Below are 16,107 nucleotides of genomic sequence, written 5' to 3' on the forward strand. Positions count from 1 at the left end.
TCGCGAATGCGGACTGTCAGTTCATACATGTGAAACTGACCCGACGCTTTCGCGAGCAGGCTCGCTCCCACAGGGTGGGATTTACATTGCTTCTGCAATCTGGATCGCCGGGCCGTAACCCTCGATAAACTCCGCCGGCATGCGCTTGGGCTTGCCGGTCGAGAGTTCGATGCAGACGAAGGTGGTCTGGGCTCGCAACAGCGTTGCGTTGTCGCTCGGACGCTTGAGCTGGAAATGCCGCGTCATTTTCAGGCGCTGATCCCAATCGACAATCCAGGTCGCCAGTTGTAACTCATCGCCTTCGTAGGCAGCGGCCAGATAATCGATTTCATGGCGGACAACGGCCATCGCCCGATCCAGTCGCCGGTACTCGACCAGATCCAGCCCCAAACGCTGCGAATGACGCCAGGCGCAGCGCTCAAGCCAGGTCACGTAGACGGCATTGTTCGCGTGGCCGAGGCCATCAATGTCCTCGGCGCCTACTTGCAGATCAATGGTAAACGGCGTCGCCCGATCCCAGCCCATGCCTCACTCCCGGTCAAAGTAATCAACCGGGGCAGTGTAACGGAGCTCAGGCCGATTGGCGCGTCTGCAGGCTGCGGCCGGCCAGCAGTGATAACACGCCATCAATGACCCGAGGGTCGGCGAGCACCCGTTGATGACCACCGCTTTCAAGCCGCAGAAGCCGACTGTCGAACCATGCTTCATGAATCAATTGCGACTCTTTGACCGAGACAAAATTGTCGTCCTCGGCATGGACGATCAGGCCGGGCATGTCCAGTTGATAATGCGTGACATCAAGCGTGGCGGCGCGCATGCCGACGTCCTGCTCGACTTGGCGGATAAACGCCGAACGTGCTCTGGCGGGCAGGCCGACGTAGCGGGCGAAACCGCGCAGCACGCCGAGGATCCGGGAGGGTGCGGCGATACTGACTAGCGTTTCGGTGCGCAGACCCAATTGCACCGCGAGCATCGCGCTGGCGCCGCCCATGGAGTGGCCGATAACCGCTTGCAGAGGCGGCAATTCGGCAGCCGCTTCGAGCATCGCGCGGGCAAACAGCACCACGTTGGCTTCGCGCCCCGGCGAACGACCGTGGGCCGGGCCATCGAGCGCGACAACGGTGTAACCGGCATCGACCAGCGCCGTGATCAGCGCGGCGAACTGGGTTGGCCGCCCTTCCCAACCGTGCATTAACAAGACCGTCGGGCCTTGACCCCAACGCAGCGCCGAAAGACCGAAACGCAAGGTGATGCGCTCGGAACTGGCCAACAACGGTAGCTCCCAGTCCCGCAGCGGCAACGCTCGCGGCGTCATGAACGCCAGCCGCATTTTGCTCGCCACCAGCTTCGGTGCAAACCAGCCCAAGGTGCCGTTAACGCCACGAACCCACTTCAACGTGTTCATCGCTCTCTCCTCAGGCTTGTTGCCTTCAGGTCAACGCACTGCCGACTTGGCGGCGCGCAGCAATCGATCGGATAACTCTCCCGGGCCCAACGCTCTTGCCAGCGCCAGACCGCCTACCATCAGCGCGACATCGGCCAGGGCCTTGTCGGTGTCCTCAGGACTGGCCGCCAGTTGCGCGACCATCAATTCCAGATGCTCGTTAAGCGCGATGCGAAACGATTCAGGCAAACGCCCCAACTCACCGATCGAGGCCGGAATCGGACACGCGGCTTCGCTGGAATCGCGATGTTTGCGCGACAGATAAAACGCAGCCACCAGAGCGCGGCGTTCTTCGCCGGTCAGATCGGCATCCATGTCGGCAATCAGGTCGCGGCGGCGGCCGAGCAATTGCTTGAACGCTTCGAGCATCATCGCGTCCTTGCTTTCGAAGTGCGCATAGAAGCCGCCGACTGTCAGGCCGGCGGCGCCCATCACTTCGCCCACGCTCGGGTCCGCCGGGCCACGCTGAATCAGTGCGGCGCTGGCAGCCTTGAGGATGCGTTCGCGGGTTTGAGCTTTTTTATCGTTCATCGTAGCCTCCGAATATTACGACTAGAATATTATTCGCATAATAATATCCCGCAAGTCAAAAATATGACCGCTGGTCTGAAGCGCAGTGTAAGGAAAAAGGAGAGTTGGCCAAACGCCAGACAAACAAAAGGGCCATTCAATAATTGAATGACCCTTATAAAATCCCGCAGAGCGGGTAATCGTGGCGTCCCCTAGGGGACTCGAACCCCTGTTACCGCCGTGAAAGGGCGGTGTCCTAGGCCACTAGACGAAGGGGACACAAACCCTTCTATACAACTGATCAGTGCTGAGAACTGATCGATTCAAGGCCGGTGTGGCCAGACCTTGAACTGTAAAATTGGTGGAGCTAAGCGGGATCGAACCGCTGACCTCCTGCATGCCATGCAGGCGCTCTCCCAGCTGAGCTATAGCCCCGGATTTTTCGCCTCGCGGCGGAGTGACATCTTGCAACATCACTTCTGTAAAACTGGCGTCCCCTAGGGGACTCGAACCCCTGTTACCGCCGTGAAAGGGCGGTGTCCTAGGCCACTAGACGAAGGGGACGCAAACCCTTCTATACAACTGATCAACGCTGAGTGTTGATCGCTTCAAGGTCGGTGTGGCCAGGCCTTGAAGTGTAAATTGGTGGAGCTAGACGGGATCGAACCGTCGACCTCTTGCATGCCATGCAAGCGCTCTCCCAGCTGAGCTATAGCCCCTCATCGCTGAGGACGGGGCGAATCTTAAGGGCGTATCGAAAGCCTGTCAAACTTATTTTTGAAAAAATTCAAAAAATTTTGTCGGGATAACAATCACTTACCGCCCTCCCCCGTAAAACCGGTAGGTTTGCAACCCGGACAGACCTGCAGGAGCTGTCGCAGCCTGCGATCTTTTGACATTGCCTTGTTAAAACAAGATCAAAAGATCGCCGCGTTCGGCAGCTCCTGCAACGTCAAATGCCGTTCAGGCGATGGCGCCCAGAAGCTTTTCCCACTCTTTGTTTTCTTTCTTCGACACGCCGCCCAGCAGGTCGATCGCCTGACGCAGACGATAGCGAGTGAGATCCGGACCGAGTATTTCCATCGCATCGAGCACCGACACCGAACTGGCCTGACCGGTGATCGCCGCAAACATCAACGGCATCGCATCGCGCAGTTTCAACTCCAGGGATTCGACGACTGCCTGAATCGTTGCGGTGATGTTGTCCTTTTCCCACTGACGCAGGCTTTCGAGCTTCCACAGGATCAACTGCATCAACTGGCGAACCTGATCACCGGAGAGCTTTTTCGACTCGAATAGCCTGGCGTCCGGATTGACGCCGCCGGCAAAGAAGAACCCGCCCAGCGGTGCAACCTGGCTGAAGGTCTCGACGCGACCTTGAACGTGCGGCGCGATCTTCATCATGTATTCGGCGTTGAACGCCCACTTCTGCACGCGCGCGGCGAACTCCTCCACCGGCAGATCGCGCAGCCACTGGCCGTTGAGCCACGACAGTTTTTCGATGTCGAAGATCGGCCCGCCGAGGGATACGCGCTTGAGGTCGAAGTTGTCGACCATTTCCTGCAGCGAGAACTTCTCGCGCTCGTCCGGCATCGACCAACCCATGCGACCGAGGTAGTTGAGCATCGCTTCAGGCATGAAGCCCATGCGTTCGTAGAACGTCACGGACGTCGGGTTCTTGCGCTTGGACAGCTTGCTCTTGTCCGGGTTACGCAGCAGCGGCATGTAGCAAAGCTCTGGTTGCTCCCAGCCGAAGTATTCGTAAAGCAGGATCAGTTTCGGCGCCGAGGGCAGCCACTCTTCACCGCGCAATACGTGGGTGATACCCATCAGGTGATCGTCGACCACGTTGGCGAGGAAGTACGTCGGCAGGCCGTCGGTCTTCATCAGGACCTGCATGTCCATGCGATCCCACGGAATTTCGACGTCGCCGCGCAACATGTCCGGCACTACGCAAACGCCTTCGCTCGGCACTTTCATGCGGATCACGTGGGGTTCGCCGGCAGCCAGACGGGCCGCGACTTCTTCCTTCGACAGCAGCAGCGCGCGGCCATCGTAGCGCGGGGTTTCGCCACGGGCCATCTGCTCGGCGCGCATCTGGTCCAGCTCTTCAGCGGTGCAGAAGCACGGGAACGCGTGGCCCATGTCGACCAGTTGCTGGCAGTACTTTTGATAGATGTCGCCACGTTCACTCTGGCGATACGGGCCGTGCGGGCCACCGACGTCCGGGCCTTCGCTCCAGTCGATGCCGAGCCAGCGCAAGGCGTCGAAGATCTGCTGTTCGGACTCGCGGGTCGAACGCAACTGATCGGTGTCTTCGATGCGCAGGATGAACTCACCGCCATGCTGCTTGGCAAAGCAGTAGTTGAACAATGCGATGTAAGCGGTACCTACGTGGGGGTCCCCGGTAGGCGATGGCGCGATGCGAGTGCGGACGGTGGTCATGGCATGTCTCGAAAAAATGAGGAGCAGAACAATCAAGCCGCGAATGGTAACAGGCGAGACCCGCCGGGCTCCAGCGGACGGGGTATTTAGCTTAAGTCCTGGAATGTTGTTCCGCCCATGATCGTTCCCACGCTCGGCGTGGGAACGATCCCCTTATACCGTAAGCAATCGCTCGCGCAGTTTGGCAATCTCGTCACGCATCTGCGCTGCCGCTTCAAACTCCAGATCCCGCGCCAGTTGATACATCTTCTCTTCCAGCGCACGAATACGCTTGGTGATCTCGCTCGGCGAGCGCAGTTCGGCTTCGTATTTGGCGTTCTCTTCGGCAGCCTTGGCCATCCCTTTGCGCTTCTTGCTGCGCGAGCCCGGCACCGTGGCGCCTTCCATGATGTCGGCGACATCCTTGAAAACGCCCTTGGGGGTGATGCCGTTCGCCAGGTTGAAAGCGATCTGTTTGTCCCGGCGCCGCTCGGTTTCGCCGATCGCACGCTCCATCGAACCGGTCATGCGGTCGGCATACAGGATCGCCCGGCCATTGAGGTTACGCGCAGCACGGCCGATGGTCTGAATCAGCGAGCGTTCGGAACGCAGGAAGCCTTCCTTGTCGGCATCGAGAATCGCCACCAGGGACACTTCCGGCATGTCCAGACCTTCACGCAACAGGTTGATCCCGACCAGCACATCGAATACCCCGAGACGCAAGTCGCGGATAATCTCGACGCGCTCGACGGTGTCGATATCCGAGTGCAGGTAACGCACGCGCACGCCGTGGTCGGCAAGGTAATCGGTGAGGTCTTCGGACATGCGCTTGGTCAGTGTTGTGACCAGCACCCGCTCCTCGATTGCCACGCGCTTGCTGATTTCCGACAGCAAGTCATCGACCTGGGTCAGCGCCGGACGCACTTCGATTTGCGGGTCGACCAGACCGGTCGGCCGCACCACTTGCTCAACCACGCGCCCGGCGTGCTCGGCTTCGTAGTTACCGGGAGTCGCCGAGACAAAAATGGTTTGCGGGCTGACCCCTTCCCATTCGTCGAAACGCATCGGCCGGTTGTCCAGTGCCGAGGGCAGGCGGAAACCGTACTCGACCAGCGTTTCTTTCCGAGATCGGTCGCCCTTATACATCGCACCGACCTGCGGCACGCTGACGTGGGATTCGTCGATGACCAGCAAGGCATCGGCGGGCAGGTAATCGTAAAGTGTCGGCGGCGCAGCACCGGATGGACGCCCGGACAGATAGCGCGAGTAGTTCTCGATGCCGTTGCAATAACCCAGCTCGAGGATCATCTCCAGGTCGAAACGGGTGCGCTGCTCCAGACGCTGGGCTTCCACCAGTTTGTTATTGCTGCGCAGGTATTCGAGGCGCTCCTGCAATTCGACCTTGATGCCTTCGATGGCGTCGAGCAGGGTTTCGCGCGGCGTCACGTAGTGGCTCTTCGGGTAGAACGTGAAGCGCGGCAATTTGCGGATGACTTCACCGGTCAGCGGATCGAAGGCAGAGATGCTCTCGACCTCGTCATCGAACAGCTCGATGCGGATCGCCTCCAGGTCCGATTCGGCCGGGAAGATATCGATCACATCGCCGCGCACGCGGAAGGTCGCGCGGGCGAAATCCATGTCGTTGCGGGTGTACTGCAGATCGGCCAGACGCCGCAGCAGCGCACGCTGATCGAGCTTATCGCCGCGATCGACGTGCAACACCATTTTCAAATAGGTTTCCGGGCTGCCCAGACCGTAAATGCACGACACCGTGGTGACGATGATCGCGTCCTTGCGCTCCAGTAAAGCCTTGGTGGCGGACAGACGCATTTGCTCAATGTGGTCGTTGATCGACGCATCCTTCTCAATGAAGGTGTCGGACGACGGCACATAAGCTTCAGGCTGGTAGTAGTCGTAGTAGGAAACGAAGTACTCGACCGCGTTGTTCGGAAAGAACGCCTTGAACTCGCCGTACAGCTGCGCCGCCAGGGTCTTGTTCGGCGCCAGCACCAGCGTCGGGCGCTGCACCTGGGAAATGACGTTGGCGATACTGAAAGTCTTGCCCGAGCCGGTCACACCTAGCAGCGTCTGGTGCGCCAGCCCGGCGTCAATGCCCTCGACCAACTGGCGGATCGCTTCCGGCTGATCGCCGGCGGGCTCGAAGCGGGTGACTAGCTGGAATTCCGACATACACACCTCTGGAATCGCGGCGTCCCGAGTCAGACGGAGCACCACGAGGACGACCGCAAACGACCGATGTCGCGCAAGAAAAAACCTGGATTGTGCTTAATGTGGTGGCGATTACCCGAGCTTTCAAGGTAAACGTCCTACATCCGGTAAAGTCTCTGACACGTTCAATCGACTAACGGTCAAGAAATAATCTGAAAAACTTGCCGCAAAAGCCAATTAGCCTGTCGCCATTGCGCGGTGATGGCCTCTATACTAGCTCCCCGTTTGTGCACCGCTCTAGTGCATTCGGCTGGAGCGCGACACGTCCCTCCATTCCCCATTCAGAGCCGCCGTAATAATGAGCCTGTTCTCCGCTGTCGAAATGGCACCCCGCGATCCAATCCTGGGCCTCAACGAAGCATTCAACGCCGACACCCGGGCCACCAAGGTCAACCTGGGCGTGGGCGTGTACTGCAACGAAGAGGGGCGAATTCCACTGCTGCGCGCCGTGATCGAAGCCGAGACGATTCGCGTCGCTCAACACGCTTCGCGCGGTTACCTGCCGATCGATGGCATCGCGGCCTATGATCAGGCCGTGCAAAAGTTGCTGTTTGGCAACGACTCGCCGCTGATCAGCGCCGGTCGCGTCATCACCACCCAGGCCGTCGGCGGGACCGGCGCGCTGAAAATCGGTGCTGACTTCCTCAAGCAGTTGCTGCCCAATGCTGTCGTGGCGATCAGCGACCCGAGCTGGGAAAACCACCGCGCGCTGTTCGAAACTGCGGGTTTCCCGGTGCAGAACTACCGTTACTACGACGCTGCTACCCATGACGTAAACCGTGCCGGCATGCTCGACGATCTCAACGCCCTGCCGAACGGCTCGATCGTTATCCTGCACGCTTGCTGCCACAACCCGACCGGCGTTGACCTGACGCCGGCAGACTGGAGCAACGTACTGAACGTGGTCAAGAGCAAGGGCCACGTGCCGTTCCTCGACATGGCCTATCAGGGCTTCGGTGACGGCATCGACGAAGACGCCGCTGCCGTGCGCCTGTTCGCAGAGTCCGGCCTGACCTTCTTTGTATCGAGCTCGTTCTCCAAGTCGTTTTCGCTGTACGGCGAGCGCGTCGGCGCCCTGTCGATCATCAGCGAGTCCAAAGAAGAAAGCGCGCGCGTGCTGTCGCAGGTCAAACGCGTGATCCGCACGAACTACTCCAACCCGCCGACCCACGGCGCCAGCATCGTCGCCGCCGTGCTGAACAACCCGGAGCTGCGCGCGCAATGGGAAGCCGAGCTGGCTGAAATGCGCCTGCGCATTCGCGGCATGCGTACCCAGATGGTCGATCTATTGGCGCAGAAAGCTCCGGGCCGCGATTTCAGCTTCGTCGGTCGTCAGCGCGGCATGTTCTCCTACTCCGGCCTGACCACAGAGCAAGTGCATCGTCTGCGCAACGAGTTTGGTATCTACGCGCTGGACACGGGTCGCATTTGCGTGGCCGCGCTGAACCAGAGCAACATCAATGCAGTGACGGATGCGATCGTTCAGGTCATCTGATTTCGACGCGTGACGAAAAACGGGAAGCCTTGAGGGCTTCCCGTTTTTTATTTGTCTCTGGAAAACACGTTGCAACCTCTAGACTGCACACACATCTGAACGGGTAAGCGCTGACGTGCGAAACGCATGATCGCAGCGTGCCGCAGCTCCTTGGCTTTGTGTATATCCGAAAACTTTGTGAGAACCGATATGAAAAACGATAACCTGCGCGCCGACCGTGACGATCTGGATGATTTCATTCCCCGCGCACCGGCCAAACGCGAAAAAAGCCTGGTGCTGCAGGTTGCCGCCGGGGTTTTCCTGGGCGGCCTCGCTCTGTGGCTGGTGCAACTGGCAGCGACGGCAGCCTATGCCAAGCTGATGCTCGGCACGATTACCTTCGGCAGTTAAGCCAGTTCGGTCGAGCGTTGGGTGGCGGCATCGTCGTAGATCACGTACAGCGATTCGGCGATCTGGCTTTTGATTGCCTTGGTGCTTTCAAGACCAAGGACGAAACCTTCAGCCTTGCCGCCGGCGCGGTTCAACTCTTCGGCAGTGCTGGCCTGAGTGATCGCGTCGAATAGTTTTTCGGCATGCGGGCCGATACCTTTGGGCAGGCTGATCTGTGTAGTACTCATGCGAGCACCTCAGTGTTGCGAGTGATGTGATTCATGGCGCGTACCTTTTCGGCGAATGGCCGGCAGCGCGTGTAACCACTTCCGGGCTGCCATGGTAGACCTCTGAGACCTTTCTGGTAACCGCCAATCGCTGACAAAATGCCGTCCGTCTCGAGGAATCGGCAAACTTGCCAATCGATGCTTGACTTCTCTTTTTGAATCAGTAACATACGCACCAATTCCGCAATAGCTCAGTTGGTAGAGCAAGTGACTGTTAATCACTGGGTCCCTGGTTCGAGTCCAGGTTGTGGAGCCAAATAGCAAAGCCCCTGAATCGCAAGATTCAGGGGCTTTTTTGTGGGCGCTTGAAAAGATCAAACGAACAGGGCCGATCTGCGTAAACAGATCGGCCCTGTTCGTTCAGCAGCAACCGTCACACAGGCTCGCTGTCCTTCACTGGCGCCTTCGGTGCCCCGTGCCCATGATCGTGAGGATCGGGCTCGATCACCGGCACTTCCTTGCCATCGCAATCATGCAGCTTGCCGTCACTGAAGTAATCGCCTTCGCGCAGCGCCGCCAGATCGCGATAACGCAGGGTCCGCTCCTCCGCTGCGGCAAACACCGACTGTTGATCCGAGTTACCGGTCGTGAAGTGGTTGAAGGCCAGGTTGAGCAAAATCGCCATGATTGCCGACGAGCTGATGCCCGAATGGAAAATGGTCGCAAACCAGCTCGGGAATTGATCGTAGAAACTCGGCGCAGCAATCGGAATCATGCCGAAACCGATCGATGTCGCGACGATGATCAGGTTGACGTTATTACGATAATCGACCTTCGACAGCGTGCGAATGCCGCTCGCCGCCACGGTGCCGAACAGCACGATACCGGCGCCGCCCAGCACTGAAGTCGGCACAGCGGCAATCACCCGCCCCATGAATGGCAGCAGGCCAAGGACCACCAGGAACAGGCCGCCAGTGGCTACCACGAAACGGCTCTTGATGCCGGTCACCGCCACCAGACCGACGTTTTGGGCGAAAGCGCTTTGGGTAAACGACCCGAAAATCGGCGCAAACATGCTCGACAACATGTCGGCACGCAGGCCATTGCCAAGGCGTTTGGAATCAACCTTGGTGCCGATGATCTCGCCCACCGCGAGGATATCCGCCGAGGTCTCCACCAGGGTCACCATGACCACAATGCACATCGACAGGATCGCGGCGAAATGGAACGTCGGCATGCCGAAGTGGAACGGGGTCGGGAAGCCAAACATGGGCCCTGTGGTAACGCCGGAGAAATCCGCCATGCCGAGAAACACCGCCAGCACCGTGCCGATGACCATGGCCAACAGGATCGACAACCGCGAGATGGTCGAACTGCCGACCTTGCTCAGCAGCAACACCAGCACCAGCGTGACCGCCGCCAGACCAATGTTCTGCATGCTGCCGAAGTCCGGCGCTTGACTGTTGCCGCCCATCGCCCAGCGAGCGGCCACCGGCATCAGCGTCAAGCCGATGGTGGTGATCACAATGCCAGTAACCAGCGGCGGGAAGAACTTGGTGATGCGTGAGAACACGGGTGTGATCAGCAAGCCAATCAACGAGGCGGCAATCACCGCGCCCAGCACCGACTGGAAACCGCCCTCCCCGCCGCTGCTGACGATCGCGACCATGGTCGCCACGCCCGAGAACGACACGCCCTGGACCAGCGGCAACTGACAGCCGAAAAACGGCAGACCCAGGGTTTGCAGCAGTGTCGCCAGCCCCCCCGCAAACAATGAAGCAGCAATCAACAGACCGATATCCGCCGGCGACAGGCCGGCCGCCTGGCCAATGATCAGTGGCACCGCAACGATACCGCCGTACATGGTCAGAACATGTTGCAGGCCGTAAGCCATATTCGCGCCGACCCCGAGGTTTTCGTCCTCGGGCCGTTGGTGTGAAACATGGGGCGTTTTCATGGTGGGGGGGTCCCTGGTTTTTGTTATGCGCACACTGTATTCAATACCCGGGACAAATGTCCATAGAGTTGTATACAACTTATCAGTCACATAATGGTTAGGTAGCCATCCAACCTTCTAGCCTGCGGCTTCTACCCCCCACAAATCCGGCAACACATCCTTGCCAGCGTTAGTACGCACGCCCACTAGGCTGAAGTGTTCATGCCGACCGGCGGCACGGTCGCGCTCTTTTTTATACATATAAAGTATGCATAATGAAGTCATTCAAGATTCAGTACGACAAAAGCAAGAACGCAGCCAACAAACTCAAGCACAAAGGCATCAGCCTCGCCGAGGCCGAACCGGTTCTCCACGACGAAGGAGCTCTGACGATCGAAGACAATGACCATGACGAGCAACGCTGGATCACCCTCGGTCTCGATGGCAAGGGACGCGTGCTGGTCGTTGCTTACAGCTATCGCGAAGCCAATGTTGTTCGAATCATTTCTGCACGCCTCGCCACACCGAGCGAGCGGCGCGCGTATTTTCTGGAGGCTTGACCGATGAAAGATGAATATGACTTTTCCGCGGGCAAACGCGGCGCTGTGGCGTCCAACAAGGGCAAGACGCGAATCACCATCATGCTTGATGACGCCGTGATCGAGGCGGCGCGTACCGTCGCCGAAACCGAAGGGTTCGGCTACCAGACCGTCATCAACAATACCCTGCGACATGCCCTGCTTGAAGGCAGCCGCCAGCTGGAACGCACCGATGAGTCAGGTCTGTCAGGGCAGTTCAAGAAAGGCATCACGGCCGCCGATCTCAAGAGTCTCGAGAGAAAGCTGTCGGCGGCCATAGGGGAAATCCGGCGTGTGCTGGAGCCGGACGTGAAGCCTTAGACAGAAACCGGCGTAATCACCCGCGCCAGCGCTTGCCGGACAAGCGGCGACTCCGGCAAACGAAGATCAAACTCACGCAGCAGCAAGCCAGTCAGCTCGTCGACATCCGCCACCTCGCGCCGCTCACTGTCCGCCCCCATGTGATGAATCGCAAAACTGCCGTTGTTCAGCGTTTTGCGCCAGCCATCGCCGGTGCGCGCAACCATCAGACGATGGGCGAAGGGTGACTCGGGATGGGTCGAGACGTACCAGTTGCCGACGGTGTAATCGATATCTTCCTGGCGCTGCAGATCGAACAGGTACATCGGCCGCCACTCGCCAGCAACCTTGGCCCGTAACAGGTATCCGTCGATCTGTTTTTCGATCCGATAAGGTTCGTGCGGAGTCGATTGCTCATCTTCGCCGTCGAGGACCAGCGGTGCGGTCGGCACCATGCCGCCGAAGCCGACGTCACTGATGTAGCGAACGCCGTCGATAGTGACCAGGCTCAAGCGGTGCGTCCGTGCGGTCCAGCTGCCTTCCGGTTGATTCATCACCACGCGACCGCTGATGCCGTGGACTTCAAAACCCAGCTCAAGCAACAAGGCATAAAACAAATGATTGAGTTCATAGCAATACCCGCCCCGTCCCTGGCAAAGGACTTTCTCTTCGATGGAAGACAGATCGATCAACACTGGCGCGCCGATGACAGTCGCGACGTTCTCGAAAGGAAACACGCCGGTGTGGCGCAGCTGCAACTGGCGCAAGGTGTCCAGCGTCGGTGGCGGCGCTGTATCGAATCCCAGGCGTTGCAGATACCGTTTGCTATCCGTCAGGCGTGGCGCATTCATTGCTCGATCCTTATGCAAGGGGCCGCAGAACACTGCGTTGATGTTGCCCTGTATACGGGATCGGCGACTGCTTTCGACAATTGATTTCGCCAATCGCCCCGTCAGCGTTTTTTGCGCGAGCCGATACGAATCCACGTCGGCGCATGGTCACTGGCGTGCGGTTCGTTGCGCACCCAGGCGTCCACGCCGGCGTCATGCAGATAAGGGCTCAATGCAGGGTTGAGTAACAGATGATCGATGCGCAGGCCGGAGTTGCTTTGCCAGTGTTGGCGGAAATAATCCCAGAAGGTGTAGAGGCGTTCTTCGGGGTACACATGCCGCAGGGAATCGGTCCAGCCCTGATCAAGCAGCCGCTGGTAACACTCGCGACTCTCGGGCTGCAGCAAGGCATCCTTGAGCCATGAACGCGTATTATAGATGTCCATGTCGGTCGGCACGACGTTGTAGTCACCGGCCAGCACCACCGGGTGGTCGCTGCTCTGCAAGTCTTTGGCGTAACTGATCAGACGTTCGAACCAGGCCAGTTTGTAATCGAATTTCGGCCCTGGCTGCGGGTTGCCGTTGGGCAGATACAAACAACCGACCAGCACACCGTGCACCGCCGCTTCGATGTAGCGACTGTGCGTGTCATCGGGATCGCCCGGCAACCCGCGACGGCTCTCCAGCGGCTGCGCGTCACGCGCCAGAATCGCCACCCCGTTCCACGACGCCTGGCCCTGCCAGACAGCGCCGTAACCGGCCGCTTCCAGCTCTGCAGCCGGAAATGCGCTGTCCGCCGACTTCAGCTCTTGCAGACAAGCGATGTCCGGTTGCTCGCGCTTGAGCCATTCCAGCAGATTCGGCAACCGCGCGCGCATGCCGTTGACGTTGAAGGTAGCGATCCGCAGGTTTTTCATCGTCCGCAACTCCTGCCCGGTGGGATTAGACATTGTGACCCCGGGAGCGCTGGGCAGGTTGCATCGAATAACGGCGGTTAGCTCAGACGCGATGACGCAGCCATTGCAGAAAGCCTCTTTTCGGCGCAACGACTGGCGTTTCCTCGGTCAGCGATTGCGCCTTGTGCAGACGGAAGTCGAGCAACGCTTGCATGGCATCGTGGATGTCATGGCGCGCGTCCAGGCAAGGTTTCAGATACGACTTCTCGATGCGATACAACGTGCAGAACGTTTTGGCAGTGAAGTCCGCAGGCAATGCCGTGTCGGAAAGAATTCCCGCTTCGCCGATCACCTCGCCCGGTCCCATGCGTCCGGACTCCAATGGCGTGCCGTGGCGCTTGAGCGTCACCGAGACCACGCCGGACTCGATGATGAACAAATGATCGCTGACCTCTCCGCCCGCAAGGATGGTCTCGCCGACGCGGAAGGTTTGCAGCGCCATGTTCTGGCTGAAGGTGTCTTTTTCTTCCTCGCGAAGGGTCGAGAAGATCGGCGAGCTGTCGAGCAACGCTCGTGGCCGCGAAAAATGCGGCGCGGCGCTGGTTTCGTTGCTTGACAGCAGATTGACCCCCGAGGCCTGCAAGTGTCGGTAGGCCAGGTCGAACAACTGATTACGCACCATGCGTTTCTCGCCCATCGAGGCGACAAAACCACTGATCTCGTATTCCGCCCCGCCGCTGGCAGAGCTTTTAAGCGCAACGCTTGGCGCCGGCGTGTCGAGCAGTTGCCGGCAGCCCTGCATCGCCCGCTCCAGCGCCTCGATCACCGAACTGGGTCGCGCATGGGGGCTGACGGGCACACTGACAGAAACACCGAACATATTGCTCGGTCGACTGAAATTGATGATTTTGGCTTTGGCCGCCAGCGAGTTGGGAATCACCGCCATGGCGCCCTGGCTGGTCTGCAGACGCGTGGCGCGCCAGTCAATGTCGGTGACCCGGCCTTCGGTGCCGTCGATGGAAATCCAGTCATCGAGTTGATACGGCTTGGTGGTGTTGAGGACGATCCCGGAAAACACGTCGCTCAACGTGCTCTGCAAGGCCAGACCGACAATGATTGCCAACGCCCCGGAAGTCGCCAGCACGCCTTTGACGGGCAAATCCAGCACATAAGCCAGTGCCGCGATGACCGCGATCAGGAAAATCACCGCCCCGAGCAAATCCTGCAACAATCGGCCGGTGTGGCCGACCCGTTGCATCATCACCGCGCCGATCAACACCGTCAGGGTGCGAGCGCCGAACAGCCACCAGCCGATTTGCAATCCGGTCGCCGCCAGGTGCAAAGGCACGTTGTCGACCCACGGTGCCGGCTCCATCGGATTGAGGCCTTCGTTGAACAGAACGATGCTGAACAGGGCGAAAATCACCACACGCACCAGCAATTTCCATTCGCTTCCGCGAGCGCTGATCAGCCGCCACAGCCCAAGATCGAGCAGAATCAGGATCAATGCACAAAACAACGGGTGTTCAGTGAGCAGAGACAGCATCAAACAACTCCGACAAAGGCCAATCGCGAGAAGATCGCACAGATTGGCACAGTGTAGGAGCAATTGATTTCAGTGGGTGAACAGCGTCTCGACAACGCTGGAAAAACTGTGGGAGCGAGGCCGCTCGCTCCCACCAGGGTTATGACGTCAGGCATGCATCCGGCCAAAGCGGCCAGACTGGAAGTCGGCAAAGGCCTGATGGATTTCCTGCTCGGTGTTCATCACGAACGGGCCGTGGCCGACAATCGGTTCGTCGATCGGCTCACCGCTGAGCAGCAACACAACCGCGTCTTCGCTGGCTTGAAGGTCAAGTTGAACGCCGTCGCGCTCGAACAGCGCCAACTGCCCAGCCGCGACCGATTCCGCGCTGTTAACCTGCACCGAACCCTTCAGCACCACCAGCGCAGTGTTACGGCCGTCATGCAGATTCAGCGTCAGCAACTTGCCAGCGTTGAGGCGCAGATCCCACACATCGATGGGGGTGAACGTACGCGATGGACCGGTGTGACCCTCGAATTCACCCGCGATCAGACGCAGGCGACCGGCGTCATCCTTGAGCGCAATGCTGGGGATATCGCGGTCCAGAATCGTCTGGTAACCCGGCGCGGCCATTTTGTCCCTGGCCGGCAGGTTGACCCACAACTGCACCATCTCCAGCTTGCCGCCGGTCCTGGCGAACTTCTCCGAATGAAATTCTTCGTGGAGGATGCCGGACGCCGCAGTCATCCACTGCACGTCACCCGGGCCGATGATTCCACCACTGCCGGTGGAATCGCGGTGCTGAACTTCGCCGTCGTAAACGATGGTCACCGTTTCGAAACCACGGTGCGGGTGTTGCCCGACACCACGCTGCTCAGTGGTGGGGGTGAATTCGGCGGGCCCGGCGTGATCGAGCAGCAGAAACGGGCTGATGTGCTTGCCCAGGTTGTCGTAGGAAAACAATGTGCGCACCGGGAAACCATCGCCGACCCAATGGCCGCGCGGACTGTTGTAAATGCCGATGATGTTTTTCATGGGGTCTCCAGGGTTGAAATGTATGGGATTAATCCTAATGGCATGCCCAATATCAGACTAGAGGGCGAAAATCGGCTTCAGCGTTCTATAGGTGGAACACTTGAATAAGCCGTGCGCTCTTAATGAGCAGGCTCGCTCCAACACAAGGCGGCATTTCCAAAGTGGGAGCGAACCTGCTCGCGAATAGGCCAGACAACACAAACCCCGCGAATAATTCGTGACTTCTGCTCAACACTGCTTTGTCCCACCCACGGTTTTTCCCAACGCCCACGACCCTGATACTCCTGTCATACCCATTGCAACCCAGGA

15 protein-coding genes and 5 tRNA genes are annotated in these 16,107 nt (G+C 59.1%); 5 read left to right on the forward strand and 15 right to left on the reverse strand.

All coding sequences use genetic code 11. From position 1 onward, the window contains the following. Positions 1-81 precede the first annotated feature (81 nt). The 9 genes from HU727_RS16600 to uvrB all read right to left on the reverse strand — a co-directional run bounded on the left by HU727_RS16600 (position 82) and on the right by uvrB (position 6,568). Positions 82-525: an acyl-CoA thioesterase gene (locus HU727_RS16600; RefSeq protein ID WP_016773923.1), complete on the reverse strand. Its 444-nt coding sequence runs from the start codon at positions 523-525 to the stop codon at positions 82-84. A 46-nt stretch (positions 526-571) separates the two neighbouring features. Next, the gene (locus HU727_RS16605; RefSeq protein WP_186532619.1) at positions 572-1,405 is read right to left on the reverse strand and encodes an alpha/beta fold hydrolase; all 834 of its coding nucleotides are present in this window, start codon (positions 1,403-1,405) and stop codon (positions 572-574) included. A gap of 30 nt (positions 1,406-1,435) precedes the next feature. Next, a complete protein-coding gene (locus HU727_RS16610) occupies positions 1,436-1,975 on the reverse strand; it encodes a TetR/AcrR family transcriptional regulator (RefSeq protein ID WP_016773921.1) in 540 nt (179 codons plus the stop codon). A gap of 182 nt (positions 1,976-2,157) precedes the next feature. Beyond that, positions 2,158-2,233 (reverse strand) — tRNA-Glu (locus tag HU727_RS16615). A gap of 80 nt (positions 2,234-2,313) precedes the next feature. Then, positions 2,314-2,389 (reverse strand) — tRNA-Ala (locus HU727_RS16620). A gap of 53 nt (positions 2,390-2,442) precedes the next feature. Next, positions 2,443-2,518, reverse strand: a tRNA-Glu gene (locus tag HU727_RS16625). A gap of 79 nt (positions 2,519-2,597) precedes the next feature. Further along, a tRNA-Ala gene (locus HU727_RS16630) sits at positions 2,598-2,673 on the reverse strand. A gap of 244 nt (positions 2,674-2,917) precedes the next feature. Next, the gene (gene gltX / locus HU727_RS16635; protein ID WP_186532620.1) at positions 2,918-4,399 is read right to left on the reverse strand and encodes a glutamate--tRNA ligase; all 1,482 of its coding nucleotides are present in this window, start codon (positions 4,397-4,399) and stop codon (positions 2,918-2,920) included. Positions 4,400-4,552: 153 nt separating this feature from the next. Beyond that, positions 4,553-6,568 carry an excinuclease ABC subunit UvrB gene (gene uvrB / locus HU727_RS16640; RefSeq protein WP_186532621.1) on the reverse strand — a complete coding sequence of 672 codons (2,016 nt, stop codon included), beginning with the start codon at positions 6,566-6,568 and terminating at the stop codon, positions 4,553-4,555. Between the two features lie 337 nt (positions 6,569-6,905). Here uvrB and HU727_RS16645 point away from each other — a divergent pair, with 337 nt between their 5' ends. Both HU727_RS16645 and HU727_RS16650 read left to right on the forward strand, forming a co-directional pair. Next, positions 6,906-8,102 carry an amino acid aminotransferase gene (locus HU727_RS16645; protein ID WP_186532622.1) on the forward strand — a complete coding sequence of 399 codons (1,197 nt, stop codon included), beginning with the start codon at positions 6,906-6,908 and terminating at the stop codon, positions 8,100-8,102. Between the two features lie 189 nt (positions 8,103-8,291). Beyond that, positions 8,292-8,492, forward strand: coding sequence for a hypothetical protein (locus tag HU727_RS16650; RefSeq protein ID WP_186532623.1), 201 nt, complete (start codon positions 8,292-8,294; stop codon positions 8,490-8,492). On the opposite strand, the gene HU727_RS16655 is transcribed toward HU727_RS16650, so the two are convergent. Then, positions 8,489-8,719: a hypothetical protein gene (locus HU727_RS16655; protein WP_186532624.1), complete on the reverse strand. Its 231-nt coding sequence runs from the start codon at positions 8,717-8,719 to the stop codon at positions 8,489-8,491. The genes HU727_RS16650 and HU727_RS16655 overlap by 4 nt on opposite strands. A gap of 219 nt (positions 8,720-8,938) precedes the next feature. On the opposite strand from HU727_RS16655, the gene HU727_RS16660 reads away from it, so the two are divergent. Further along, positions 8,939-9,014: transfer RNA gene (locus HU727_RS16660), tRNA-Asn, on the forward strand. A 117-nt stretch (positions 9,015-9,131) separates the two neighbouring features. Here HU727_RS16660 and HU727_RS16665 read toward each other — a convergent pair. Next, positions 9,132-10,655, reverse strand: coding sequence for a nucleobase:cation symporter-2 family protein (locus HU727_RS16665; RefSeq protein WP_186532625.1), 1,524 nt, complete (start codon positions 10,653-10,655; stop codon positions 9,132-9,134). A gap of 254 nt (positions 10,656-10,909) precedes the next feature. On the opposite strand from HU727_RS16665, the gene HU727_RS16670 reads away from it, so the two are divergent. Together HU727_RS16670 and HU727_RS16675 are read left to right on the forward strand one after the other, a co-directional pair. Then, entirely contained in the window at positions 10,910-11,194 is a 285-nt protein-coding gene (locus tag HU727_RS16670) for a BrnT family toxin (protein WP_186532626.1), read from the forward strand. Between the two features lie 3 nt (positions 11,195-11,197). Beyond that, the gene (locus HU727_RS16675; protein ID WP_186532627.1) at positions 11,198-11,533 is read left to right on the forward strand and encodes a BrnA antitoxin family protein; all 336 of its coding nucleotides are present in this window, start codon (positions 11,198-11,200) and stop codon (positions 11,531-11,533) included. Here the strand turns inward: HU727_RS16675 and HU727_RS16680 are convergent. The 4 genes from HU727_RS16680 to HU727_RS16695 all read right to left on the reverse strand — a co-directional run bounded on the left by HU727_RS16680 (position 11,530) and on the right by HU727_RS16695 (position 15,798). After that, positions 11,530-12,363, reverse strand: a complete 834-nt coding sequence (locus HU727_RS16680; protein ID WP_186532628.1) for an arylamine N-acetyltransferase family protein — start codon at positions 12,361-12,363, stop codon at positions 11,530-11,532. The two genes, HU727_RS16675 and HU727_RS16680, sit on opposite strands and share 4 nt — an antisense overlap. Positions 12,364-12,464: 101 nt before the next feature. Beyond that, positions 12,465-13,259, reverse strand: coding sequence for an exodeoxyribonuclease III (gene xth / locus HU727_RS16685; RefSeq protein ID WP_186532629.1), 795 nt, complete (start codon positions 13,257-13,259; stop codon positions 12,465-12,467). 82 nt (positions 13,260-13,341) lie between these two features. Further along, a complete protein-coding gene (locus tag HU727_RS16690) occupies positions 13,342-14,784 on the reverse strand; it encodes a mechanosensitive ion channel family protein (RefSeq protein WP_186532630.1) in 1,443 nt (480 codons plus the stop codon). Positions 14,785-14,931: 147 nt separating this feature from the next. Continuing rightward, the gene (locus HU727_RS16695; RefSeq protein WP_186532631.1) at positions 14,932-15,798 is read right to left on the reverse strand and encodes a pirin family protein; all 867 of its coding nucleotides are present in this window, start codon (positions 15,796-15,798) and stop codon (positions 14,932-14,934) included. Positions 15,799-16,107 lie beyond the last annotated feature (309 nt).

The organism is Pseudomonas khorasanensis (assembly GCF_014268505.2).
Taxonomy (GTDB): domain Bacteria; phylum Pseudomonadota; class Gammaproteobacteria; order Pseudomonadales; family Pseudomonadaceae; genus Aquipseudomonas; species Aquipseudomonas khorasanensis.